The 22,702-nt window shown below is 69.4% G+C and carries 25 protein-coding genes and 1 pseudogene; 7 read left to right on the top strand and 19 right to left on the bottom strand.

Features of this window, described 5'->3' with window-relative positions; translation table 11 throughout:
• Window positions 1-77: 77 nt before the first annotated feature.
• The 8 genes from G3I77_RS23005 to G3I77_RS22975 form a co-directional block, all read right to left on the bottom strand.
• Window positions 78-1,388 (bottom strand): dicarboxylate/amino acid:cation symporter, encoded by a 1,311-nt coding sequence (locus G3I77_RS23005; protein WP_248506694.1) that lies wholly within the window; start codon window positions 1,386-1,388, stop codon window positions 78-80.
• 67 nt (window positions 1,389-1,455) lie between these two features.
• Complete coding sequence (locus G3I77_RS41250; protein ID WP_374386294.1) at window positions 1,456-1,557, bottom strand: putative leader peptide; 102 nt, start codon at window positions 1,555-1,557, stop codon at window positions 1,456-1,458.
• Between the two features lie 140 nt (window positions 1,558-1,697).
• On the bottom strand, window positions 1,698-1,997 hold the full coding sequence (locus G3I77_RS23000; RefSeq protein WP_248506692.1) for a DUF4229 domain-containing protein: 300 nt from the start codon (window positions 1,995-1,997) through the stop codon (window positions 1,698-1,700).
• 92 nt (window positions 1,998-2,089) lie between these two features.
• On the bottom strand, window positions 2,090-2,614 hold the full coding sequence (locus G3I77_RS22995; protein ID WP_248506691.1) for a GNAT family N-acetyltransferase: 525 nt from the start codon (window positions 2,612-2,614) through the stop codon (window positions 2,090-2,092).
• 16 nt (window positions 2,615-2,630) lie between these two features.
• Window positions 2,631-3,281, bottom strand: coding sequence for a UdgX family uracil-DNA binding protein (locus G3I77_RS22990; RefSeq protein ID WP_248506690.1), 651 nt, complete (start codon window positions 3,279-3,281; stop codon window positions 2,631-2,633).
• 102 nt (window positions 3,282-3,383) lie between these two features.
• A complete protein-coding gene (gene mqnE / locus G3I77_RS22985; RefSeq protein ID WP_248506689.1) occupies window positions 3,384-4,547 on the bottom strand; it encodes an aminofutalosine synthase MqnE in 1,164 nt (387 codons plus the stop codon).
• An 82-nt stretch (window positions 4,548-4,629) separates the two neighbouring features.
• A complete protein-coding gene (locus G3I77_RS22980; protein WP_248506688.1) occupies window positions 4,630-5,085 on the bottom strand; it encodes an Lrp/AsnC family transcriptional regulator in 456 nt (151 codons plus the stop codon).
• A 57-nt stretch (window positions 5,086-5,142) separates the two neighbouring features.
• The gene (locus G3I77_RS22975) at window positions 5,143-5,826 is read right to left on the bottom strand and encodes a UbiX family flavin prenyltransferase (protein WP_248506687.1); all 684 of its coding nucleotides are present in this window, start codon (window positions 5,824-5,826) and stop codon (window positions 5,143-5,145) included.
• A 91-nt stretch (window positions 5,827-5,917) separates the two neighbouring features.
• On the opposite strand from G3I77_RS22975, the gene G3I77_RS22970 reads away from it, so the two are divergent.
• On the top strand, window positions 5,918-6,526 hold the full coding sequence (locus tag G3I77_RS22970; RefSeq protein WP_248506683.1) for a rhomboid family intramembrane serine protease: 609 nt from the start codon (window positions 5,918-5,920) through the stop codon (window positions 6,524-6,526).
• Here G3I77_RS22970 and mqnP read toward each other — a convergent pair whose 3' ends face one another.
• Entirely contained in the window at window positions 6,527-7,429 is a 903-nt protein-coding gene (mqnP, locus tag G3I77_RS22965; RefSeq protein WP_248506680.1) for a menaquinone biosynthesis prenyltransferase MqnP, read from the bottom strand. It lies immediately after the preceding gene.
• The gene (locus G3I77_RS22960) at window positions 7,426-8,877 is read right to left on the bottom strand and encodes a menaquinone biosynthesis decarboxylase (protein WP_248506677.1); all 1,452 of its coding nucleotides are present in this window, start codon (window positions 8,875-8,877) and stop codon (window positions 7,426-7,428) included. The genes mqnP and G3I77_RS22960 overlap by 4 nt, the downstream gene beginning before the upstream one ends.
• A 67-nt stretch (window positions 8,878-8,944) precedes the next feature.
• Between G3I77_RS22960 and G3I77_RS22955 the strand changes: the two genes are divergently transcribed.
• A complete protein-coding gene (locus G3I77_RS22955; protein ID WP_248506674.1) occupies window positions 8,945-9,256 on the top strand; it encodes a PLD nuclease N-terminal domain-containing protein in 312 nt (103 codons plus the stop codon).
• 166 nt (window positions 9,257-9,422) lie between these two features.
• Window positions 9,423-9,548, top strand: coding sequence for a hypothetical protein (locus tag G3I77_RS41245; protein WP_374386280.1), 126 nt, complete (start codon window positions 9,423-9,425; stop codon window positions 9,546-9,548).
• Between the two features lie 3 nt (window positions 9,549-9,551).
• Here G3I77_RS41245 and G3I77_RS22945 read toward each other — a convergent pair whose 3' ends face one another.
• The 4 genes and pseudogenes from G3I77_RS22945 to G3I77_RS22935 all read right to left on the bottom strand — a co-directional run.
• A complete protein-coding gene (locus tag G3I77_RS22945) occupies window positions 9,552-10,466 on the bottom strand; it encodes a S41 family peptidase (protein ID WP_248506672.1) in 915 nt (304 codons plus the stop codon).
• A 403-nt stretch (window positions 10,467-10,869) separates the two neighbouring features.
• Window positions 10,870-10,953: a DUF397 domain-containing protein gene (locus tag G3I77_RS41240; protein WP_374386421.1), complete on the bottom strand. Its 84-nt coding sequence runs from the start codon at window positions 10,951-10,953 to the stop codon at window positions 10,870-10,872.
• Between the two features lie 943 nt (window positions 10,954-11,896).
• Entirely contained in the window at window positions 11,897-12,088 is a 192-nt protein-coding gene (locus G3I77_RS22940) for a DUF397 domain-containing protein (RefSeq protein WP_248506670.1), read from the bottom strand.
• 82 nt (window positions 12,089-12,170) lie between these two features.
• Window positions 12,171-12,383, bottom strand: a pseudogene (locus G3I77_RS22935) (Scr1 family TA system antitoxin-like transcriptional regulator); the annotation flags it as partial.
• Window positions 12,384-12,562: 179 nt separating this feature from the next.
• Here G3I77_RS22935 and G3I77_RS22930 point away from each other — a divergent pair.
• On the top strand, window positions 12,563-12,859 hold the full coding sequence (locus G3I77_RS22930; protein ID WP_248506668.1) for a hypothetical protein: 297 nt from the start codon (window positions 12,563-12,565) through the stop codon (window positions 12,857-12,859).
• A gap of 51 nt (window positions 12,860-12,910) precedes the next feature.
• Here G3I77_RS22930 and uvrA read toward each other — a convergent pair whose 3' ends face one another.
• Window positions 12,911-15,403: an excinuclease ABC subunit UvrA gene (gene uvrA / locus G3I77_RS22925; RefSeq protein ID WP_248506666.1), complete on the bottom strand. Its 2,493-nt coding sequence runs from the start codon at window positions 15,401-15,403 to the stop codon at window positions 12,911-12,913.
• An 81-nt stretch (window positions 15,404-15,484) separates the two neighbouring features.
• Here uvrA and G3I77_RS22920 point away from each other — a divergent pair, with 81 nt between their 5' ends.
• The 3 genes from G3I77_RS22920 to G3I77_RS22910 all read left to right on the top strand — a co-directional run bounded on the left by G3I77_RS22920 (window position 15,485) and on the right by G3I77_RS22910 (window position 18,366).
• Window positions 15,485-16,249: a MerR family transcriptional regulator gene (locus G3I77_RS22920; RefSeq protein ID WP_248506664.1), complete on the top strand. Its 765-nt coding sequence runs from the start codon at window positions 15,485-15,487 to the stop codon at window positions 16,247-16,249.
• A 123-nt stretch (window positions 16,250-16,372) separates the two neighbouring features.
• The gene (locus tag G3I77_RS22915) at window positions 16,373-16,822 is read left to right on the top strand and encodes a nucleoside deaminase (RefSeq protein ID WP_248506662.1); all 450 of its coding nucleotides are present in this window, start codon (window positions 16,373-16,375) and stop codon (window positions 16,820-16,822) included.
• A gap of 146 nt (window positions 16,823-16,968) precedes the next feature.
• Window positions 16,969-18,366 (top strand): condensation domain-containing protein, encoded by a 1,398-nt coding sequence (locus G3I77_RS22910; protein WP_248506661.1) that lies wholly within the window; start codon window positions 16,969-16,971, stop codon window positions 18,364-18,366.
• 62 nt (window positions 18,367-18,428) lie between these two features.
• Here the strand turns inward: G3I77_RS22910 and ccsB are convergent, their stop codons facing one another.
• The 4 genes from ccsB to G3I77_RS22890 are packed head-to-tail and all read right to left on the bottom strand — an operon-like array spanning window position 18,429 to window position 22,688.
• Window positions 18,429-19,508 carry a c-type cytochrome biogenesis protein CcsB gene (gene ccsB / locus G3I77_RS22905; protein ID WP_248506660.1) on the bottom strand — a complete coding sequence of 360 codons (1,080 nt, stop codon included), beginning with the start codon at window positions 19,506-19,508 and terminating at the stop codon, window positions 18,429-18,431.
• Window positions 19,505-21,247 carry a cytochrome c biogenesis protein ResB gene (locus tag G3I77_RS22900; RefSeq protein ID WP_248506659.1) on the bottom strand — a complete coding sequence of 581 codons (1,743 nt, stop codon included), beginning with the start codon at window positions 21,245-21,247 and terminating at the stop codon, window positions 19,505-19,507. Before G3I77_RS22900 ends, ccsB begins: the two co-directional genes overlap by 4 nt.
• A gap of 3 nt (window positions 21,248-21,250) precedes the next feature.
• Window positions 21,251-22,024 (bottom strand): cytochrome c biogenesis protein CcdA, encoded by a 774-nt coding sequence (locus tag G3I77_RS22895; protein ID WP_248506658.1) that lies wholly within the window; start codon window positions 22,022-22,024, stop codon window positions 21,251-21,253.
• A gap of 13 nt (window positions 22,025-22,037) precedes the next feature.
• A complete protein-coding gene (locus G3I77_RS22890) occupies window positions 22,038-22,688 on the bottom strand; it encodes a TlpA disulfide reductase family protein (RefSeq protein ID WP_248506657.1) in 651 nt (216 codons plus the stop codon).
• Between the last annotated feature and the right edge of the window lie 14 nt (window positions 22,689-22,702).

Genomic DNA, 22,702 nt, shown 5'->3' with positions numbered 1-22,702 from the left:
CCCCTGGACGGCCCTCGCCCGGGAAACCGGAGGAGGACCGCCAAGGGGGCCCGTCGACGCGTCCGTTCCGTCGGCTGTCAGGCGGTCGCGGGGACCGGCTCGGCCTTGTCGCGCGGCTCGTCGAGCGGCTCGTCCAGGGAGGAGCCGTCGGCCGTGGCGTACGCGTCGCGGTCGAGCAGGTTCTCGCGGGCCGAGACCAGGACCGGGATCAGCGCCTGCCCGGCGACGTTGGTCGCGGTGCGGATCATGTCCAGGATCGGGTCGATCGCGAGGAGCAGGCCCACGCCCTCCATCGGCAGGCCGAGGGTGGACAGGGTGAGGGTCAGCATGACCGTCGCGCCGGTCAGACCGGCCGTGGCGGCGGAGCCGACCACCGAGACGAACGCGATCAGCAGGTAGTCGCCGACACCCAGCTGGATGTCGAAGATCTGGGCCACGAAGATCGCGGCGATCGCCGGGTAGATCGCGGCGCAGCCGTCCATCTTGGTCGTCGCGCCGAACGGCACCGCGAAGGACGCGTACTCCTTCGGCACGCCGAGCCGCTCGGTGACCTTCTGCGTCAGCGGCATGGTGCCCACGGAGGAGCGGGAGACGAAGGCCAGCTGGATCGCGGGCCAGGCACCCTTGAAGAACTGGACCGGGTTGACCTTGGCGACGGTCGCGAGCAGCGTCGGGTAGACGCCGAACATCACGATGAGGCAGCCGACGTAGATGTCGGCGGTGAACGTCGCGTACTTGCCGATCAGGTCCCAGCCGTAGGTGGCGATGGCGTAACCGATGAGGCCGATCGTGCCGAGCGGGGCGAGCCGGATGACCCACCACAGCGCCTTCTGGAGCAGGCTGAGGACGGACTCGCTCAGGGTGAGGATGGGCTGGGCCTTCTCGCCGAGCTGGAGGGCGGCGATACCGGCGACGGCGGCCATGAAGACGATCTGCAGCACGTTCAGCTCGGTGAACGGCGTGATGACGTCGGTCGGGACGATGCCCGTCAGGAAGTCGATCCAGGAGCCGGTGTCCTCGGGCTTCCCGCCGTCCTTGGGCGTGAGGCCGGTACCGGAGCCGGGGTTGGTCAGCAGACCGATGACCAGGCCGATGCTGACCGCGATCAGCGACGTGACCATGAACCACAGGAGGGTACGCGAGGCCAGGCGGGCCGCGTTGTTGACCTTCCGCAGGTTGGTGATCGAGACCAGGATCGCGAAGAAGACGAGCGGGGCGACCGCGAGCTTCAGCAGCCCGATGAAGGTGTCACCGACCTTCTCCAGGGTCGTGACCAGCCAGGACAGGTCCAGGTCGCGGGCGAGCCAGCCGAGCAGCACGCCCAGGACGAGACCGGCGAGTATCTGGGCCCAGAAGGGCACCTTGAAGGACTTCGTGTGTGAGGACACGGACTGACTCCGTTGGGGGGACGCGTAGGGAAGCTGACGTGGGATACGGCGGGGGGGTTGCGTTACGTCAGGGACGACAGAAAGCGGACGCGCACCGACAGAGATCCACGTGCAGGCGCGCCACGAGCGGAACGCTCAGGGGCGAAAGGGGCGCGACTGCTGACTTCATACAACGACCTTAACACCTGAGCTTTGGGGACCCCAAAGCCTGACTTTGACAGGTGATGACGCACACACACCCATACAACGCAAAGCGCCCCGTTTCCGAGCATGTACGGAAACGGGGCGCCGGAACGCGCGTACAGGACCTTACGAGGTCTGCCCCTGGGCCCGGGTGGTGTCGTCGCCCACGTCCTCCTGGTTGCGGTTGGCGTCCAGGTTGGCCTTCATCCGGTCGACCCGCTGCGCGACCTGGACCGACGCCCGGTCCCGCTCCTTGCGCAGCACGACCAGGCTGATCGGCGCGGAGATGAGCAGGGCGAGGGCCACGATCCACAGCCCGTTGCTGTTGCCGAGCCCGCGCGGGGCGATGCCGGAGTAGACGGCGCCCCAGACCACCACGAGGCAGCCCACGAAGATTCCGAGGCGCATCAGCGTGTAGCGGAGCATCTCAATCCACTCTTCCGGTTCGAACGGCCAGAACGCACCCAAAGGGGCACCGTCCAGTGAAGCACGCCGAGCGGACGGTCTCGCACGGGGGTTCAGGCGAGGGGCAGCAGCATGATGACGTCGTCCCGGTCGTCTCCCGGCGCCACCCGGATCGCCCCGGGGATCCGCCCGACCTCCTTGTATCCGCAGGAACCGTAGAACCGCTCGAGGCCGAGACCGCCCCGGCAGGTGAGCCGGATCGACTCGATCCCGTCCATGCCCCGGGCCGCGTCCGCGGCGGCACCCAGCAGATCCCGGCCGTAGCCCTTCCCCTGGTGCCGCGGGTGCACCATCACGGTGTACAGCCACAGCCAGTGCGTCATCAGGTGATGCGTGTTGAAAGTGAGGAACGCGGTCGCCGCGACCCGCCCCTCCTCGTCGTGCCCGACGAGGAGTTTGACCCGGCCCTCCGCCATCGACGCGAAGTGCTGCACCAGCGCGGGGCGGATCTCCTCCCGCGTCACCGGCGGCACGTACCCGACGGCTCCGCCGGCGTTGGAGACATCGGTCCACAGATCGAGCAGGCCGTCACGCAGCTCGGGGGTGACGGCGGGGTCGAGCGTGAAGGTAAGGGGCATGGACCGATTGTAGCTATTACGACAGGGCGTCCGCCGCCACTTTCAGGTCCGACACCAGCCCCCGGTACGCCGCCTCCCGATCGTCGGACCGCAGCACCGACGACGGATGCACGGTCGGCACCAGTCGCTCGGCCCGACCGTGGATCTCCTCCTCCAGCACCGTCCCCCGCACCTGCGTGACCCGGAACGAGGACCCGAGCAGCGCCTTCCCGGCGGTGGCCCCCAGGACGACGATCAGCTCCGGCTCCACGACCGCGAGTTCAGCCGCCAGCCAGGGTCCGCACGCGGTCGTCTCCCGCAGGCTCGGCGCCTTGTGGATCCGCCGCTTCCGGGGCTCGGACTGCGTGAACTTGAAGTGCTTCACGGCATTGGTGACATAGACCTCGGAGGGGTCGATGCCGGCCTCCTCCAAGGCCCGGTCCAGCAGCTTCCCGGCGGGCCCGACGAACGGCTTCCCCTGCCGGTCCTCCTGATCCCCGGGCTGCTCCCCCACGAGCATGACCCGAGCGTCCGTGCTGCCGGCCCCGAACACGGTCTGGGTGGCGTCCCGGTGCAGCGGACACCCCCGGCACTCGGCAGCGGCCTTCCGCAGAGCGGGAAGACCGCCTCGCTCGGGCAAGAAGGGCTCAGCGGTGTAAGCGTCCTCAGGCGCCGAGGTCCTGACCATGCCCTCCGGGTACCCCACTCAGGGGCGCGGGACCCTGCCGAATTGCGGCTCCGCCGCGGGGCGCGAACAACCCCCACGCGCCCGCACCCCCCATCGACGGAGTCAGACCCGCATCGGCTGCGGCGACTCCCGCCGCTCCGGGTCGGACCCCTCGTACTCCCGGATGATCTCGTACCGGGTGTTCCGCTCCACGGGCCGGAACCCGGCATCACGGATCAGATCCAGCAGATCCTCACGCGTCAGCTTGTTCGGCGTCCCGTAGTTGTCCGCGTCGTGGGTGATCTTGTATTCGACGACCGACCCGTCCATGTCGTCCGCACCGTGCTGCAACGCAAGCTGCGCCGTCTGCACCCCGTGCATCACCCAGAACACCTTGACGTGCGGCACGTTGTCGAACAGCAGCCGCGACACCGCGAAGGTCTTCAGCGCCTCCGCCCCCGTCGCCATCTGCGTCCGCGCCTGGAGGCGATTCCGCACCTTGCCGTCCTGCATGTCGACGAAGTCGTGCTGGTACCGCAGCGGAATGAAGACCTGGAAGCCGCCGGTCTCGTCCTGCAGCTCACGCAGCCGCAGCACGTGGTCCACCCGGTGCCGGGGCTCCTCGATGTGCCCGTACAGCATCGTGCACGGGGTCTTCAGACCCTTCTCGTGCGCGAGCCGGTGGATCCGGGACCAGTCCTCCCAGTGGGTGCGGTGGTCCACGATGTGCTGCCGGACCTCCCAGTCGAAGATCTCGGCGCCACCACCGGTCAGCGACTCCAGCCCCGCGTCGATCAGCTCGTCGAGGATCTCGCTGGCGCTCATCCCGGAGATCGTCTCGAAGTGGTGGATCTCGGTGGCCGTGAACGCCTTCAGCGAGACGTGCGGCAGCGCCGCCTTCAGCTCCCGCAGCGACCGCGGGTAGTACCGCCACGGCAGGTTCGGGTGCAGCCCGTTGACGATGTGCAGCTCGGTGAGGTTCTCCGACTCCATCGACTTCGCGAGCTTCACGGCCTCCTCGATGCGCATCGTGTACGCGTCCTTCTCCCCCGGCTTGCGCTGGAAGGAGCAGTACGCGCAGGAGGCCGTGCACACGTTCGTCATGTTGAGGTGCCGGTTGACGTTGAAGTGCACGACGTCGCCGTTCTTGCGCGTCCGCACCTCGTGCGCGAGGCCGCCGAGCCAGGCCAGGTCGTCCGACTCGTACAGCGCGATGCCGTCCTCACGGGTCAGGCGGACACCCGCCCTGACCTTCTCCTCCAGCTCGCGCTTGAGCCCGAGATCCATGCCCACACCTTTCATCGACGACGTCCCCAACCGTACGCCCCCACCCTTCGGGCGGGAGGTGCCCCCAGACGGCCCTTCGGGCCTACTCCTCTTCGGGCAGCTCCCCGACCCGGTTCTCCCACTTCGTGGAGAGCACGATCGTCGTACGCGTGCGGGAGACGCCCTCGATTCCGCTGAGCCGCCGGATCATCTTCTCCAGGCCGTCCACGTTCGCCGCCCGCACCTTGAGCATGTACGAGTCGTCGCCCGCGATGAACCAGCAGTCCTCGATCTCCGAGAGGTCCTTCAACCGCTGGGCCACGTCCTCGTGGTCGGTGGCGTCGGAGAGTGAGATGCCGACCAGGGCGGTGACGCCGAGGCCGAGCGTGGCGGCGTCGACGGTGGCCCGGTAGCCGGTGATGACACCGGCCGCCTCCAGCCGGTTGATGCGGTCGGTGACGCTGGGTCCCGACAGTCCGACGAGGCGTCCCAGCTCCGCGTAGGAGGCCCGGCCGTTCTCCCTCAGGGCCTGGATGAGCTGCCTGTCCACCGCGTCCATTGCGATCGAAGCCTTCCGCTGAAGTTGTCGTTGAGTCCGATGAGGTTCGGGTGCTGCTCAGCCGTCGCGGTGTGCGCCGCCGAGTTCACCCTGCCAACGGCGGTAGAGACCGTGCGGCACGCCCGCCGCGTCGAGTACGCGTCCGGCGACGAAGTCCACCAGGTCCTGGATGTGCGTCGCGCCCGCGTAGAAGGCGGGTGAGGCGGGCACCACCGTCGCGCCCGCGTCGTCGAGGGTGACCAGATGCCGCAGGGTCTGGCCGTTCAGCGGGGTCTCGCGCACGGCCACGATCAGCTTGCGGCCCTCCTTGAGGGTCACGCTCGCCGCCCGTTGCAGCAGGTCCTTCGACAGACCGAGCGCGACTCCGGCCACGCTCGCCGTCGAGGCGGGCACGATGAGCATGCCCTGGGTGGGGTACGACCCCGAGGAGGGCCCGGCGGCCAGGTCGCCGGCGCTCCAGTGCCGTACGGCGCCGATGTCGACGGAGAAGGTGTCCGGCTTGCCGTCGGCGCCCCGGGACAGCCATTCGCGCAGGTCAGCCTGCCAGTGGGCGTCCCGGAAGGAGATCCCCGTCTCGTCCAGCAGGGTGAGCCGGGAGGCCCGGGACACCACGAGGTCGACGCTCTCGCCGGCGGCGAGAAGGGCCCGCAGCACGGCAGCGGCATACGGGGTGCCGGAGGCGCCGGACACCCCTACGATCCAAGGCGTACGCGGCGTCTCGCCTGGCTTGACTGGGTTCACAAGACCGAGCCTATCCGGCGTCCCAGGGTGGGAACCGGCCAAGGGGTACGGGCCGTTGCATGGAGGGGACGAGCGAGCACTGGGGGTCGCCATGTCGGATCCGCAAGCCGGGTGGTCACAGAGCGACCGCGCGCTGGCCGCGGGCAAGCTGATGCTGGCCTGGGTCGCGCTGCTGTGGCTGCTGGAAGTGGTGGACGTGGCGACGGGCCACGCGCTGGACGGCTTCGGCGTCACCCCGCGCGACCCGTCCGAGCTGGTCGACGTCGTCCCGTCGTCGTTCATCCACTTCGGCTTCGCCCATCTGGCGGCGAACACCGTGCCGCTGCTGGTCCTCGGCTTCCTCGCCGCGCTCGCGGGCCTGCGCCGGTTCCTGCTGGTGTGCGCGCTGATCATCGTCGTGGACGGCCTGGGCGTGTGGCTCATAGCCCCGGCCCACTCCAACACCGCGGGCGCTTCCGGCGTGATCTTCGGCCTCTTCGGCTTCCTCCTGGTCACCGGCTTCGTCGAGCGCCGCCCCTGGGGCGTCCTGGCGGGCGTCCTGATCGCCTCGATCTGGGGCGGCTCGATCCTGGCGGGCCTGGCCCCGACTCAGACGGGCGTCAGCTGGCAGGGCCATCTGCTGGGCCTGCTCGCGGGAGTGGCGGCGGCGTTCCTGTTCCGCCGCCGCCCGCAAGGGGGCCGCGCGCTCACCGCACCGTGATCAGACCGTCAGACCCCGCACCAGCAGATCCAGCAGCGCGCACACGAACAGGGCAATCCCGATGAAGCCGTTGACGCTGAAGAACGCGCGGTTCACGCGGGACAGGTCGTGAGGGCGGACGATCGAGTGCTCGTAGAGGAACGCGGCGGCGACGATCAGCAGGCCCAGCCAGAAGAAGGCACCGGCGCCGGTGGCGAGGGCGTACCAGACGAAGAGGGCGGTCGTCACCGCGTGGCAGACCCGCGCTCCCCAGACGGCCGCCGGGATGCCGAAGCGGGCCGGGACGGACATGACGCCGATCTCGCGGTCGGTCTCGACGTCCTGGCAGGCGTAGATCAGGTCGAAGCCGCCGATCCAGACGCCGACGGCGAGACCGAGGAGCACCGCGTCCCAGGACCAGGAACCCGAGATCGCCAGCCAGCCGCCGACCGGGCCCATCGCCTGGGCGAGGCCGAGGATGGCCTGCGGGAAGTTCGTGAACCGCTTGCCGTACGGGTAGATCACCATCGGGATCACCGCGATGGGGGCCAGCGCCAGGCACAGCGGGTTCAGCAGGGCCGCAGCGCCGAGGAACACGGCCAGGGCGATCAGCGCACCCGTCCAGGCGTGCTTCACCGACATCGCGCCCGTCACCAGCTCGCGCTGCGCCGTGCGCGGGTTACGGGCGTCGATCTCCCGGTCGATGATCCGGTTGACCGCCATCGCGAAGGTGCGCAGGCCCACCATGCAGACGGTGACCAGCAGCAGCTTGCCCCAGTGGATGTTCTTGTCCCACTGGAACATCGCCGTGAGCGCGGCGATGTAGGCGAAAGGCAGCGCGAAGACCGAGTGCTCGATCATCACCAGCCGGAGGAAGGCCTTGGTGCGTCCCGGCTGCGGGATCGCGGCGGAAGCGGAACTCACAGGCCGTACTCCTTCCAGCGGCGGTCCACCTTCGCCGCCGTCTCCGGATCCGACTCCACCATGTCGGGCCAGCCGCCGTCGCGCGTGTAGCCCTCCTCGGGCCACTTCTTCGTCGCGTCGATACCGGCCTTGCCGCCCCAGAACTGCTGGTAGGAGGCGTGGTCCAGATGGTCGACCGGGCCCTCGACGATGCTCAGGTCCCGGGCGTAGTCGGTGTTGCCCAGCGCCCGCCAGGCGACCTCGTGCAGGTCGTGCACGTCGCAGTCGGAGTCGACGACCACGATCAGCTTGGTCAGCGACATCATGTGCGCGCCCCAGACGGCGTGCATCACCTTCTGCGCGTGCTTCGGGTACTTCTTGTCGATCGAGACGATCGCGCAGTTGTGGAAACCGCCCGCCTCCGGCAGGTGGTAGTCCACGATGTCCGGCACGATGATCTTCAGCAGCGGCAGGAAGAAGCGTTCCGTCGCCCGGCCGAGGGGCCCGTCCTCCGTCGGGGGCCTGCCCACGACGATCGACTGGAGCAGCGGCCGCTTCCGCATCGTCACGCAGTCGATCTTCAGCGCCGGGAAGGGCTCCTGCGGGGTGTAGAAGCCGGTGTGGTCGCCGAACGGCCCCTCGGGGAGCATCTCGCCCGGCTCCAGCCAGCCCTCGATCACGACCTCGGCCTGCGCCGGCACCTGGAGCGGCACGGTCTTGCAGTCGACCATCTCGATCCGCTTGCCCGCCAGGAACCCGGCGAACAGGTACTCGTCGATGTCCCCGGGCAGCGGCGCGGTGGAGGCGTACGTCACGGCGGGCGGACACCCGAAGGCGATCGCGACGGGCAGCCGCTCGCCCCTGCGCGCGGCCACCTGGTAGTGGTTCCGGCTGTCCTTGTGGATCTGCCAGTGCATGCCGATGGTGCGCTTGTCGTGCCGCTGGAGCCGGTACAGCCCGAGATTGCGGACGCCGCTGACCGGGTCCTTGGTGTGGGTCAGCCCCAGATTGAAGAACGACCCGCCGTCCTTCGGCCACGTGAACAGGGCCGGGAGCTGGTCGAGGTCCACGTCGTCCCCGGTCAGGACGACCTCGTGCACGGGACCGTCCTTCACCTTCTTCGGCGGCACGTGCGTCATCGCGCCGAGCTTGCCGAAGGCCTCGCGCACGCCGACGAAGCCGTGCGGCAGCTCGGGCTTGAGCAGCCCGCCGATCCGCTCGGAGATCTCGGCGTACGACTTCAGGCCCAGGGCCTTCAGCAGCCGCCGGTCCGTGCCGAACACGTTCATCGCGAGGGGCATGCTGGAGCCGCGCACGTTCTCGAAGAGCAGGGCGGGACCGCCGGACTTCTGGACCCGGTCGACGATCTCCCCGACCTCCAGATACGGGTCGACCTCGGCCTTGATGCGCTTGAGGTCACCCTCGCGCTCCAGCGCCCTCAGCAGGGAGCGAAGATCGTCGTAAGCCATGGGGTCCAGTATCCCCGAGCCGCTACCCTGGCCTGGAACCACCCACCCGATTTCGCTGAGAGGCCACATGCTCCGGGTACTGATGTTTCTCGTGCCACTGGCGCTCAGCGTCTACGCGTTCATCGACTGCATCAGCACGAAGGACGACGACATCCGTCACATGCCCAAGCCGCTGTGGGCGCTGCTCGTGCTGGTCTTTCCGCTCGTCGGGTCGATCTCCTGGCTCATCGCCGGCAAGAAGCGGAGCCCCGCCGCCGACGGCTGGTCCGGGGCCCGCGGCGGCCGCTCCCGGCAGTGGGTCGCCCCCGACGACAACCCCGACTTCCTGAAGTCCCTCGACGAGGACAAGGACGACGACCCGAGGCGCGACGAGTCCTGAGGGGGTCCTGCGGGGCTTTCGGGAAACGGGTTGCCCTCGGAGACACGCATGGTCGTCAACGCTCCACAGAAAAACCTACCTACGTAGCGGTCAGGCGGTACGGCGGCATGCCGTACAACCGCTGAGGGCGCGCCGGCACTGCCGTGACCACGAACGCCTCCCCGAGATGAGCGAAACACTCATCACATGGGCCGCCACCACGCTCATGACCAGGCGACTCACCCGCCACAAGCCCCGCACCGCCGAACGCTGCGACGTCGCCCACGGCTACGCACTCCCCACGGCCGCTTGAGCCCTACTCGCAGGCAGGATGATCGGACAACCATGCGGTTGCAGCCTCCAACACCGGATCCCGCTTGCTACCGCGGCCCAGGTTGTCGGCCACTTCTTCGTCGGGCGGAATGGGGCCGTCATATGTGCGGCCCGTGCGGTCGGCATCCTTGAACACGGTCAGAAGGAGGAGAGCCCCATCGGACAGCCGATACGACGTGTTGCCGGTGGGAATACCCGTCGTTTCCTCGCCGAACGACCGCGTATCAGGGCGTCCGCGCAATGCCACGGTCACCGCTTCCCCGGAGCTAGCCGTAGAACGGCTGGTGAGCACAGCAACCGGCGCAGATCCCGCGCCTATGGGCGTGCTCGTTCCCCAACCCTGCGATTCCCCGTCAACGAGAGGGCTCCCCTTCTCGATCGACCACACGGACTTTTTACCCTTGGCGTCGACGAACCCTCCGGCGTCACCGTCACCGAGGATCGGCCCAACGACAGCGAGCATCGGCCACATGTTTCCACCGCGGTTCCGGCGCAGATCGATCACCCAGCCGCATGCGGTCGGCCGATTGGCTTTCGCTACGGCCGCCCGGCCTTCCCGCACGTACTGCTGATAGATCTCATCGGACCCCAGCACTCCGGGAAGCGACAGGTACCCAACACGCCCGGGAAGGGCCCGTCCCTCGACAGGTGAACGGACCGGCGCGCCGCTGAACAGTTCCTTCGCGCGATCGGGGTGGAAGAGCTGGCTGTGCCCGTCTGCCAGAGCGCTGATCGCCAACTCAATCACAGGGTATGTGTCGACTGGATGTTGGGCGCTGCCAGCCTGCGTGAAAGCCGCCCGTCGCACCTCCGCCCAGTCGACGTCATCTCGACGCAGGGCGTTTCCTTCCATGATGTTCAACGCCTTGGACAGATAGGACCGGGCCTCGGCAGACATCTCCCCACCGGGAGACGACGACTCGCCACCTGTGCACCCGCTGCCAGCAGCAAGAACCCAAGCCAAGCCGACAACTTTCAAACGCAGCGAACGTCCCCGCCTCATGTATCCCCCCAAAGGCCAGCTCCTTGATCCATTGCCGACCGTAGCGGCTGACGATCACGGCGCCCATAGGCTCTCTGGTTCGGAAACAGGCTCACGGCCTCAACCTCTACACCCTCCAGCACTCAGACCACCTCCGGTCCGAACTCACCATCGCGGACCATCCACGCCGACATACCGAACCCACTCGCCGAGATCCCTCAACGGCCATCCCGCGCGCAGGTTTCCTCACGCTCCCGTCCAGGAATCCGCGAACCCGCGTGCTTTCAACCGGATCCTGCAGATGGTGAGCGGGCAGTAGTCAGCGCACGGAACCGATGAACGCCGACCAGGCGGACCGGCCTACGAGCAGGACCGGTCCGTCAGGGGTCTTGCTGTCGCGGATGATGCATCGGGCCGCCCCGAACAGGCCGGAAACCCCGACCTGCCCAGGACGGCTCCCTCGGACAAGCGGTCATACCGCCTGCAGCGCTCGGCTGACGGGGAGCCCCCTCAGCGATACAGCCTCCTGCGGACCCACAGGAACCCGATGATCCCGCCCACAACGACCATGTACGCCGTCAATGGGCCGTCGTTCAGGATGAGTCCGGGCAGGGCGATGACGGCCACGATCAGGAGCCATCCGCATCCTGCTACGACGAGGTCCGCTGAATCAGGGCGTCGGCGTTCGTCTTCCACCCGTTCTCCATTCGCTGGGTTGCGCCCGGTGCATCACGTGGCAGTTGGGCGTGCACAACACCAACACCTCACACCGTACGACACGTCGGATTCGGGCGGTGATCGGCAGCATCCTCTGAAGGCCGACGACAGATGTCGTTCGCCTAGGCGCAGTGGATGGTGGCCGTCTCGGAGAACACGTTGTGGTCGCCCCAGTAGCCGTTGCCATTGCGCAGTGTTGCGTTGCCTATGTTGCTGCGGTATCTCCAGCCGCTCACGGTGAGCTTTGAGCACTCGAAGCGCAGGACGACCGGGAACGACTTATCCCGCTCGTTGACGTAGCCCCTGGAGTCCTTGGTCCGGTGCGGTGGCCACGCCCGTCGGCTGGGAGTCGTCGGCCGCGAGAGCCCCGGCAGTGGTACCGGCCATGACTGCGGCAGTGAGCACGGCTATCGCGCCTGCCCGTACGGCACAGCGGACAGTGTCCCTCTTCAAGTTGTTTCCCCTCCGTAGAAGTCAGCCGCCCGTCTTCTGGTGCTGGTCAGGCACCGACGGCAGCGGCCGAGCGGAGGTCAACTTATGTGATCTTCATGCTCAGATCCATCGATTTGATCGCGTTGGCGTGTCGAGTTTCCGCGAACTGGATCCTTCAAGTGCCGAGCGGCAGTAGTTCAGCGCACGGACCCGACGAACGCCGACCAGGCGGACCGGGTGACGAGCAGGACCGGTCCGTCAGGGTTCTTGCTGTCGCGCACGGGGACGGTTTCGGGGAAACCGGGGGCTATTTCTATGCAGTTGCCGCCGTTGCCGTCGCTGTAGCTGCTCTTGACCCAGGTGATCGCGCCGAGCTCGTTCCGGTCCATGATGCTCGTACCTCTCCATCGTCTCGTGGATCAGAGCGGCGGACTGGGGAGCTGACAAGGCGTCCGCCCTGAGCACATCATAGAACTGGTTATAGCGCTCGTAGAGGGCCGGATCGTTCGTGAAATGGCCGCGGTTGAGGGATTCCGAATACAGCCAGTGGCGCCCTTCGGGCAGCGTGATCAGGGACATGGAGCCACTGGGGCGGACGATCTCGGCGGGCCCGGCAGGGGCGAACTGGATGCGGACGTTGGGACGCCGCGCAACGCTGAGCAGGTACGCGCACTGCTCTCGCATGACAGCCGGACCACCGACCACGTTGCGCAGGCAGCTCTCGTCGACCGCTCAACGACCGTTCCAGGGAAGGACTGTCGGCCGATCCGACCCGGCCCCCGTCCCCCGTGCCCGGGTGCGCGGCCTGTGAGGAGCTGGCGCTCCGGCGGGACAGAGCGCGGGCGGCGTTCGACGGGAGCGCGGTGACGGACGCGAACGTGCTGCTGCGCCAGCACCAACGCGACGAGCACGGTGGGGAATCGACCGGCCGCAGGATCTTCCGCTACGTGCCGTACACGATCGTGCAGGACGCGTCGGCCCAGCCCGAGTACGAGGCGTCCTGCGTCTCGGGCGAGGAGGAGGACTGCGGGGCGGGTTCGGGCCCGTGCCAGGCGCCCGGCGAGGTGGAGGAGTGGCAGCGCAGGCACACCCAGGAGACGAGGCACCTGCGCTACCGCCGCAGCTTCGCCGACTACGCGGTGCTGGAGAGGCAGGGCTGACGGGGCACGACGCCGCCGAAGAAGCGGGCGGCCCCGAGAGCACGGCGTACGTCACTCAGCCAGAAACCCACCGGTCCGTGACGCCCTCACCGCCGCCACCTCCCCCGGGGCCCCCTCCGCCACGACCCGGCCGCCGCCGGCCCCGCCGACCGGCCCGAGGTCGATCAGCCAGTCCGAGGCCCGCATCACCTCCACGTTGTGTTCGATGGTGATGACGGAGTGCCCCGCGTCCACCAGCCGTTGCAGCACCCCGAGGAGCCGTGCCGTGTCCGCCGCGTGCAGTCCGGTCGTCGGCTCGTCGAGGACGTAGAGGGTGCGGCCCGCCGCCCTGCGGCCCAACTCCTTCGCCAGTTTGAGGCGTTGGGCTTCGCCGCCCGAGAGGGTGGGCGCGGGCTGGCCCAGCGGGAGGTAGCCGAGGCCGACGTCCGCCATGCGGCGCAGCCGGCCGACCACGGTGGGCACGTCCCGGAACACCTCCAGTGCCTCGTCCACCGTCGCCTCCAGCACCTGTGCGATGTCACACCCCTCGTACCGGACGCCCAGCACCTCGGGCCGGAAGCGCCTCCCCCGGCAGGCGGGGCACCGCACCTCCACCGCCGGGAGGAAGTGCATGTGCACCGACAGCACCCCGGCCCCCTCGCAGCGCTCGCACCGGCCGCCGGCCGTGTTGAAGGAGAAGTGACCCGCGGTGAGTGCCCCCTTCGAGCGCGCCGCGAACACCTCCCGGATCGGTGTGAACACTTCGGCGTACGTGGCCGCGTTGGAGCGCGGCATGCGGCTGACCGGCTCCTGGTCGACAGTCACGATCTTGCCCAGGTGCTCCCAGCCGTCGATGCCGTCGTGCTCACCGGGCTGCTCCCCCGCCCCGTTGAAGCGCCGCCGCGCGGCCCGGTCCAGGATGTCGAGGAGCAGGGTGGACTTGCCCGACCCGGAGGGGCCCGTGACCGTGACCAGCCGGCCGAGCGGGAGGCGTACGGTCAGGTCCTTGAGATTGTGGGCCCGGGCGCCCCTGATGACCAGGGCTGCCGCGGCGTCGCCCCGCCCCCGGGAGACCGGGTGCGCCGCCCGTCCGGACAGGTACGCCCCGGTCGGTGAGCCCTCCGTCGCCGCGACCTCGTCCGGCGTGCCCTCGGCGACGATCCGCCCGCCGTCCCGGCCCGCCCCCGGCCCGACGTCCACCACATGGTCCGCCGCCTTCAGGACGTCCAGGTCGTGCTCGATGACCAGGACCGTGTTGCCGAGGTCGCGCAGCCGGCGCAGGACGTCGACCAGGCGGGCGGTGTCCGAGGGGTGCAGGCCGATGGTCGGCTCGTCCAGGACGTAGAGGACGCCGGTCAGGCCGGAGCCGAGCAGGGCGGCCAGCCGCAGCCGCTGGGTCTCGCCCGCGGAGAGGCTGGGTGTGGCCTGGCCCAGGGTGAGGTAGCCGACTCCGACGTCCAGCAGGCGCCGGACCCGCTCCTCCAGGTCGGCGACGACCGGCTCCACGAGCAGCCACTCGTCCCCGTCGGAGCGCTCGCGCAGGCCGGTCAGCCAGCCGGCGAGGTCGGTCAGCGGAAGCCGGACCGCCTCGACGACGGTGAGGCCGTGCACGGTCACCGCCCGGGCCTGAGCCCCCAGCCGGGTCCCGCCGCACTCCCCGCAGGGCTGCTTCACCAAGCCCTGCTGCTCGGCCCGTTCGCGGTACTCGGGGTCGTCGGCGCGGTCGCTGTAGCGGCGCAGCAGCGCCGTCGCGACTCCTTCGAAGCGGCCCGCCGCCACGGTCGCGGGCGGGTCGGTGTCGGGGAAGTGGCGTCGGAACTCGGGGCTTTCGACGCCGTGGAGCAGCAGGTCCCGCCCCCTGTCGTCCAGTTCGCCGACCGGTGTGTGCGCGTCGAAGGTGAAACCGTAGTGGCCGGCGGCGGCCCGCAGCACGGGGATGCTCCAGTCGGTGAACTTGGCGTTCCAGCCCTTCACCGCCCCGTGCGCGACCGACTTCCCGTCGTCGACCAGGCGCCGTATGTCGGGCCGGATCACCTCGCCGAGGCCGGTGCAGGCCGGGCAGGCTCCGGCGGGCTTGTTGAAGGAGAAGGAGCCCATGACCAGTTCGGGTACCGGGGTGCCGCAGTGCGGGCAGGGCCGCTGCTCCGCCTCGGCGTCCTCATCGGCCTCGGCGCCGTCGGCGTAGGACGGCGGGATGTCCTTGCCGCAGCCGGGGCAGGGCCGGACCCCGATGCGCGACCACAGCAGCCGCAGGTAGGTGAAGACCTCGGTGACCGTGCCGACGGTGGAGCGCGGGCTGCGGTTGGTGAGGTGCTGGTCGACGCTGATGGACGGGGACAGGCCGGTGATCGAGTCCACGGCGGGCTTGCTGACGAAGCCGGTGACCATGCCCAGCGACTCCATGTACTGCCGCTGGCCCTCCCGGTGGAGGGTGTCGAAGGCGAGGGTGGACTTGCCGGAGCCGGAGAGGCCGGTCAGGACGACCAGCTTGTTCTTCGGCAGGGAGAGGGAGACGTTCCTGAGGTTGTTCAGGCGTGCGCCGGTGACGCGGATGCAGTCGTCCATTCCTTCAAGTCTTCCATTGAAGTGCGGTGTTGAGACTTGAGAGGCTTACGCGCCCTGACTCCTGCCGTAACCTTCAAATCGATGACGAACGACCGCCGCCTCCGCCCCGTCGACCTGGCCCGGCTGGCCGGTGTCTCGACGCAGCAGATCCGCAACTACGAGGACGCCGGTGTCCTCCCGCCGGCCGCGCGGACCGCGTCCGGCTACCGCGTCTTCGGGGAGGTGCACCGCGGCGCGCTGCTGGCGTACCGGACGCTGATGCGGGGGTACGGGCCCGTGACGGCGACGGCGATCATGCGGACCGTGCACGAGGGGGACGTCCCGGGCGCGCTCGCGCTGCTCGACGCCGCCCATGCCGCCCTGCACGAGGAGCGGGTGTCACTGCGGGCGGCGAGCGAGGCCCTGGAACTGCTCGCGGCCGAACCACCCGCCCCGCTGCCGCGTTCGGGCGGGCTGCGCATCGGGGAGGTGGCGGTGCTGCTGGGCGTACGGACGTCCGCGCTGCGGGTGTGGGAGGGGGCCGGGCTGCTCACGCCCGGGCGGGAGCGCGGGACGGGGTACCGGGTCTATGAGCCGGCCGATGTGCGCGATGCCCGGCTCGTGCACACCCTGCGCCGCAGCCACTATCTGTTCGACCAGATCAGGCCGGTGCTGGAGGGGCTGCGGCGGGAGGGCGGCAGTGCGGCGCTGCGGGCGGCCGTGGCGGCGCGTGGGGAGGTGCTGACGGCTCGGAGCAGGGCCATGATCGAAGGCGCGAGTGCCCTCCACGCCCACCTCGACCGGCTCACCGAAGCCGGGACGGCGACTGGATCGCCGGCGGACGGGCCGGAACGCTCACCCGGGTGACCGACGGCCGGCGTGGCCAGTGCCCATGACCGTTCGTCCGCCCCCGGCACCACGTCCGCCGCACGCGCAAAAGATGATCGGGGCCAGGTTACGGAGTGGCTCGGGCAGGTCATGGATGAGGCCATGGACGAGGCACAGGCCCGCGCATGGCTCGCCACCGCCGTCGAAGAGGCCCGGTCCGGCCTCTTGGAGGGCGGCATCCCCGTCGGCGCCGCGCTGTACGGCCCCGACGGCATCCTCCTCGGCCGGGGACACAACCGTCGCGTCCAGGACGACGACCCGGCGATGCACGCCGAGACAGCGGCCTTCCGGGCGGCGGGGCGGCAGCGGTCGTACCGGGGTACGACGATGGTGACCACCCTGTCGCCGTGCTGGTACTGCTCCGGACTGGTCCGGCAGTTCGGCATCTCCCGGGTGGTGATCGGCGAGGCGACCACCTTCCAGGGCGGGCACGACTGGCTGGCTCGACACGGTGTGGAGATCGTCCTGCTGGACGATGCCGAGTGCGTCGAGCTGTTGCGCGGCTTCGTCATCGAGCGCCCGGAGCTGTGGAGCGAGGACATCGGCGACTGAGACGGATGTCCCCGGCCGCCGTCCAGAGCACTCGCCGCCGGGGGGACGCCATCCGTTCCACCTAAAAGTCGCGCCATCGGGTGTGGGACGTTCGCCCCCACGGCACACCTGATCGGTAAACCCTCATCGGCGATCGGAGTCGCCTCGTGCGCATGACGGACATTCAGCACTGTGAGATCCGGCCCGGGCGGCTCGTGGAGTGGACGCTCGATCCGGCGGTCGCGGCGACGGCTCAGGGCCTGCCGGAGGACTCCAGGCCGCCGGCCTACATCCAGGAGTCACACCTCAGGACTTCCCGGTCCGTGCGTGAGGACGGGCTGTTCGTACCGACCTGGATCGGCGTGTGTTTCGACCTCCCAGGCCGGACGGAGCTGGATGTGCTCCAGGACGCGCTGCGCACCTGGACACTGCGGCACGAGACGCTGCGCAGCGGCTTCACCTGGTCCGGGCCGCGCGGCGACGAGCTCGTCCGGTTCACGCTCGACAGCGAGGAGGTGCGCCTGCGCCGGGAGGAGATCGGCGACTTCACGGACGAGACGGAGCTGGCCGAGCATCTCCAGAAGCGGTTCGACACCGTGGCGGACGCACTCCGGTGGCCCAACTTCATCTACGCGGCGGTCGTCCGGGACGACAGCACCAGCGTGTACATGGCCTTCGACCACAGCAACGTCGACGCCTACTCACTCCAGAACATCCCCGTCGCCCTCCACGAGCTCTGTGCGGCGGTATCGGCGGGCCGCTCCCCCGAGCAGGAACCCGTCGCCAGCTACGTCGACTTCTGCCAGGCCGAAAGGGCGAACGCGGACAAGGTCGACGACGGCCACGACATCGTCGTCCGCTGGCGGGAATTCATCAAGAACTGCGAGGGGCGGCTGCCGAACTTCCCCGTCGATCTCGGCCTGGACGCCGACGGCGCACTGCCCCGGCAGAAGGCGCTGTGCGGGCCGCTGGTGGACGCCGACGACGCCGCCGCGTTCGAGGCGCACTGCCGGCCCTACGGCGGCAGCCTGGTCGGCGTGCTGGCGGCCACTGCGCTCATCGTCCGTGAGATCGAGGGGGAGCCCGTCTTCCGCACCGTCGTGCCGTTCCACACCCGGGCGACGTCGCGGTGGTCGGACTCCGTGGGCTGGTATGTCGGCGGGGCACCGGTCGAGATCCCGTTGACGGAGGTCCATGACTTCCACGGAGCTCTGGAGAACGCACACGCCGCGCTGCGCGCCAACCGGCGGCTGGCCCGCACCCCCCTCGAGCGGGTACTCCGACTGCTCGGAACGGACTTCCGCCCCACGTCTCCCGACCTGTACTCCCTGGTGTCCTTCCTCGACGCCCGCGACATCCCCGGCTCCGAGCGGTGGGCCGAGCTGAAGGCCTACGGACTGGTCAGGGTGTCGTACGGCGACCGGGTCTGCGTCTGGGTCAACAGACTCCATGAGGGCCTGTGGTTCGCCTGCCGCTATCCGGACACCGACATCGCGCACAAGAACCTGTCCCGGTACGCGACCCGGCTGCGGGAGGTGATCACGAGCGTCACACGCCAGGGCTAGGGGGTTTCTCACGGCTCAGCCCCCAGGCAAGCCCTCCCCGTCCTGCCGTCGCGCCGGGAGCGCTACACACCGGCGTAGGAGTGCTTGCCCGAAACGAAGATGTTCACGCCGTAGTAGTTGAACAGCCAGCAGCCGAAGGCGATCAGGGCCAGGTAGGCGGCCTTGCGGCCCTTCCAGCCGGCGGTGGCGCGGGCGTGCAGGTAGCAGGCGTAGGCGACCCAGGTGATGAAGGACCAGGTCTCCTTCGGGTCCCAGCCCCAGTAGCGGCCCCAGGCGTCGCCGGCCCAGATGGCGCCCGCGATGATCGTGAACGTCCACAGCGGGAAGACGGCCGCGTTGACGCGGTAGGAGAACTTGTCGAGGGAGGCGGAGGAGGGCAGCCGCTCCAGGACGGAGGTCGCGAAGGTGCCGGGCGTGCCACCGCTCGCGAGCTTGCTCTCGTAGGAGTCCTTGAACAGGTACAGGATCGTGCCGACCGCGCCCACGTAGAAGACCGCGCCGCAGAAGATCGCCGTCGAGACGTGGATGTACAGCCAGTACGAGTGCAGGGCCGGAACCAGCTGGTCGCTGGCGGTGTAGAGGACCGTCACCGCCAGGCCCAGGTCGAGCAGGACCGAGGTGATCAGGAACAGGCCGAGCCAGCGCACGTTCTTCTTCAGCGCCAGCAGCCCGAGGTACACGCCGACCGCGACCGTGGAGAACGTGATGTTGAACTCGTACATGTTGCCCCACGGGGCACGCTCCACCGACAGGGCGCGGGTGAGGACACCGCCGAACTCGATCAGGAAGGCGAGCGCCGTGAGGGAGATGGCGATCCGGCCGTACAGGTCGCCCTGCTCGTCCCCGCCGTGCGCCCCGGGGCCGTCCGGCACGTCGCGCTGACCGGCAGCGGCCCGCACGGTCACCTTCGGCCGCTCCAGCACGGCGGTGCCGCCGGCCCGGTTCACGGTGACGGCCGGTGCCTTCCCGGCGTCCGGCGCGGTGGTGAGCGCGGCGGCGGTCCGGGCGACCTTGCTGCGGCTGCCGAAGAGCCATTCGGCGATGTACGCGAAGAAGGCCAGGGTGTAGACGGCCATCGCGGAGTAGATCAGCACATTGCTGATCTCCGCGAGGTTTTCGTTGGTGGCGGCGGCGAGAGTCACTTCTCAGCCCCTTCGGCAGGTACGGGGGTTTCGGTACCCGGCTCCTGGTCGGTGTCGGGGGAATCTACGGGGTCGTCGGGGCCGGGCGCGCCCGGTGCCTGCTCGTAGAGGGTGCCGGCGAGGTCGCCCAGTTCCTCGGGGACCTTGGCGGACTCGCTGCGGCCGAGGCCGGCCATCTCGACGACGGTGACGCCGTCGGCGCCCTTGACCGCGCGCACCCAGACGCGGCGGCGCTGGATGAACAGGGAGGCGGCGAGGCCGCCGATCGCGGCGAGGGCACCGGCCAGCGCCCAGCCGCTGCCGGGCTGCTGGACGACCTGGAAGCCGGCCCACTCCTTGACGTCCTTGCCGAAGGTGACCGAACCGGCGCCGTTCGGGAGCTTCATGGTCTCGCCGGGCCGCAGCAGCTTCTTGAACAGCTTGCCCTCGGAGTCCTTGAACTCCTTCATGTTGCTCTTGTCCATCTGGTACACGCTCTGCGGGATGCCCGAGTCGGCTCCCAGGTCGCCGTGATAGGCGGACAGCGCGAGCACCGGGGAGTCCAGCGCGGGGAACTGCGACAGCATCGTGCCGCTGGCGGAGCCGCCGAAGGTCGGTACGAAGAACGCGTTGAAGCCGAGCTGTTCCTTCTTGCCCTGGGTGTCGCGGTAGCCGTCGAGGACCTTGACGACACCGGAGGAGGTGACGTTGGCGTCCAGCGGCAGCAGCGGTACGGCGTCGTCGAAGACGACCGTGCCCTTGGCGTCGCGGACGGTGATGACGGGGGCGTAGCCGTGGCTGACGAGGTAGACCTTGGAGTCGCCGATCTCCAGGGGGTGGTTCACCCGGACGGTGGTGTTCTCGTCCTTGCCGTAGGGGCCCGAGCTGTAGGTGAGGTCGGCCTTGTAGACGCGCGGGGTGCCCTTGTTGGGGCCGGTGCGCTCGTAGGTGCCGGTGAACTTCTTCAGGTTGAAGCTGAACGGCACCAGGTCGTCGGACGTGAAGAGGTTGCCGGACTTGAAGTCGTCGTACTGGGTGAGGGTGTTGGAGAAGCCGTTGCCCTCGACGACCAGCTTGTTGCCCTCCGACTTGTACAGCTGGCCCCAGGCGAAGGCGACCAGCATCACGATGAGGGCGATGTGGAAGGCGAGGTTGCCCAGCTCGCGCAGGTAGCCCTTCTCGGCGGCGACGGCGTCCCCGGTGAGGTGGGCGCGGAAGCGGCGCTTCTTCAGCAGGGCCAGGGCGGCCCGGTGGACCTGCTCGGGTTCGGCCGTGGTGCGCCAGGTGGTGTGGGCGGGCAGCCGGTTCAGCCGCCGGGGCGCGCCGGGCGGCAGGCCGCGCAGCTGGCCCACGAACTGCCAGGTGCGGGGCACGATGCAGCCGATGAGGGAGACGAACAGCAGGATGTAGATCGCGGAGAACCACACCGAGCTGTAGACGTGGAACATGCCGATCTTGTCGTAGACGTCCGAGAGGGCCGGGTGCGCCTTGCGGAAGTCGGCGACCTTCGTCTCGTCGCTGCCGGACTGCGGGATGAGCGAGCCGGGGATCGCGCCGAGGGAGAGCAGCAGGAGCAGCAGCAGGGCGACCCGCATGGAGGTCAGCTGCCGCCAGAACCAGCGGGCCCAGCCGATGACGCCCAGGGCGGGCAGGTGGGGCGCCTCCTCCTTGGGGGCGGTGGACAGCTGGGAGCCGGCGTCACCCAGCTCCTGGTCCTCGGCGGCGGACGGGGCCGGGTCGGAGGCGGTGGTCTTGCTCATCGATCAGATCCCCACAGTGAAGCCGTCGGACCAGACCTGCATCTCCTGCACGATGCGGTCCCACGCGCCGGTCAGCAGCAGCAGCCCGGTCACGATCATCATGGTGCCGCCGACCCGCATCACCCAGACGTAATGGCGCTTGACCCAGCCGAAGGCTCCGAGGGCCTTGCGGAAGGCGACCGCGGCGAGCACGAACGGCACGCCCAGGCCCAGACAGTACGCGATGGTCAGGACGGCACCGCGTCCGGCGCTCCCCTGGTCGGAGGAGAGGGCCAGCACGGAGGCGAGGGTGGGGCCGATGCAGGGGGTCCAGCCGATGCCGAACAGCGCCCCGAGCAGGGGCGCCCCGGCCAGTCCGGCCACGGGCCGCCGGTGGAAACGGAACTCGCGCTGGGTGAACCAGGGCATCAGGCCCATGAAGAAGACACCCATGAGGATCATGAGCACGCCGAGCACCGTGGACAGGACGTCCTTGTGTTCCTGGAGCGTGGCGCCGAAGTAGCCGAACAACGCCCCGGAGGAGACGAACACCGCGGTGAAGCCGAGCACGAACAGGGAGGCGCCCGCGACCATCCGGCCGCGCCGCGCCTCGGCGAGGTCGGTGCCGGCGACCCCCGTCACATAGGACAGGTAGCCGGGCACCAGCGGCAGGACGCACGGCGAGAAGAAGGAGACGAGGCCGCCGAGCAGCGCGATCGGCAAGGCCGCCAGCAGGGCGCCCTTGAGCACCGTGCCGTTGGGGTCCGCGATGGCGGCGAGCGTGGTGACTGCGCTCACGTCACTACTCCGCTCACTTCTCGGCGACGACCGGCTTGAGCATCTTCAGCAGCCGTTCCTCGCTGAGCGCGGACAGCGAACGGGCCGCGATCTCGCCGTCCCGGTCGAGGATGAGTGTGGAGGGGATCGCCTGCGGGTTGAGCGTGCCCTTCTTGAAGCGCAGCAGCAGCTTGCCGGTCGGGTCGTAGAGGCTGGGGTAGGTGATGCCCCAGTCCTTCTCGAAGGCGAGGGCCGCGCCGGTGGAGGTGTCCCGGGTGTTGATGCCTACGAACTGCACGCCCTTGCCGGCGTACTCCTTGGAGACCTTCGCGAAGTACTTGGCCTCGGCTCGGCAGGGGTTGCACCAGGAACCCCACACGTTGAGGACGACGACCTTGCCCTTGTAGTCGGCGACGTCGAGGGTCTTGCCGGCGATGGTCTCGCCGGACAGGTCGGGCGCCGGGGTGCGCTTGCCCTCGGCGACGGTGGCGACGCCGTCGGTGCCGGTGACGAAGTTGGTGTTGCCGCCGCCGCCGGAGGTGCCGCCGGAGCCGCACGCGGAGACGAGCAGCGCGACTGCGGCGAGACCGGCGGTCAGGGCGGCGTTACGGCGGACCCGACGCGTGCGCCCGGTGGGGCGGGGCGACCGGTCCGAACGCTGGGGGGCGCGGCTGGCGGCACTCATGTGAAAAGTTTCGC

The organism is Streptomyces sp. D2-8 (assembly GCF_023184515.1).
GTDB lineage: Bacteria > Actinomycetota > Actinomycetes > Streptomycetales > Streptomycetaceae > Streptomyces.
This window is presented reverse-complemented; position numbering and strand designations above follow the sequence as displayed.

Bases quoted from the DNA above. Each gene is read 5' to 3' on its own strand.
- G3I77_RS41250 (WP_374386294.1), bottom strand. From the start codon at position 1,557: ATGAAGTCAGCAGTCGCGCCCCTTTCGCCCCTGAGCGTTCCGCTCGTG.
- G3I77_RS23000 (WP_248506692.1), bottom strand. From the start codon at position 1,997: ATGCTCCGCTACACGCTGATGCGCCTCGGAATCTTCGTGGGCTGCCTC.
- G3I77_RS22995 (WP_248506691.1), bottom strand. From the start codon at position 2,614: ATGCCCCTTACCTTCACGCTCGACCCCGCCGTCACCCCCGAGCTGCGT.
- G3I77_RS22990 (WP_248506690.1), bottom strand. From the start codon at position 3,281: ATGGTCAGGACCTCGGCGCCTGAGGACGCTTACACCGCTGAGCCCTTC.
- mqnE (WP_248506689.1), bottom strand. From the start codon at position 4,547: ATGGATCTCGGGCTCAAGCGCGAGCTGGAGGAGAAGGTCAGGGCGGGT.
- G3I77_RS22980 (WP_248506688.1), bottom strand. From the start codon at position 5,085: ATGGACGCGGTGGACAGGCAGCTCATCCAGGCCCTGAGGGAGAACGGC.
- G3I77_RS22970 (WP_248506683.1), top strand. From the start codon at position 5,918: ATGTCGGATCCGCAAGCCGGGTGGTCACAGAGCGACCGCGCGCTGGCC.
- G3I77_RS22960 (WP_248506677.1), bottom strand. From the start codon at position 8,877: ATGGCTTACGACGATCTTCGCTCCCTGCTGAGGGCGCTGGAGCGCGAG.
- G3I77_RS22955 (WP_248506674.1), top strand. From the start codon at position 8,945: ATGCTCCGGGTACTGATGTTTCTCGTGCCACTGGCGCTCAGCGTCTAC.
- G3I77_RS41245 (WP_374386280.1), top strand. From the start codon at position 9,423: ATGAGCGAAACACTCATCACATGGGCCGCCACCACGCTCATGACCAGG.
- G3I77_RS22945 (WP_248506672.1), bottom strand. From the start codon at position 10,466: ATGTCTGCCGAGGCCCGGTCCTATCTGTCCAAGGCGTTGAACATCATG.
- G3I77_RS22940 (WP_248506670.1), bottom strand. From the start codon at position 12,088: ATGGACCGGAACGAGCTCGGCGCGATCACCTGGGTCAAGAGCAGCTAC.
- uvrA (WP_248506666.1), bottom strand. From the start codon at position 15,403: ATGGACGACTGCATCCGCGTCACCGGCGCACGCCTGAACAACCTCAGG.
- G3I77_RS22920 (WP_248506664.1), top strand. From the start codon at position 15,485: ATGACGAACGACCGCCGCCTCCGCCCCGTCGACCTGGCCCGGCTGGCC.
- G3I77_RS22915 (WP_248506662.1), top strand. From the start codon at position 16,373: ATGGACGAGGCACAGGCCCGCGCATGGCTCGCCACCGCCGTCGAAGAG.
- G3I77_RS22900 (WP_248506659.1), bottom strand. From the start codon at position 21,247: ATGAGCAAGACCACCGCCTCCGACCCGGCCCCGTCCGCCGCCGAGGAC.
- G3I77_RS22890 (WP_248506657.1), bottom strand. From the start codon at position 22,688: ATGAGTGCCGCCAGCCGCGCCCCCCAGCGTTCGGACCGGTCGCCCCGC.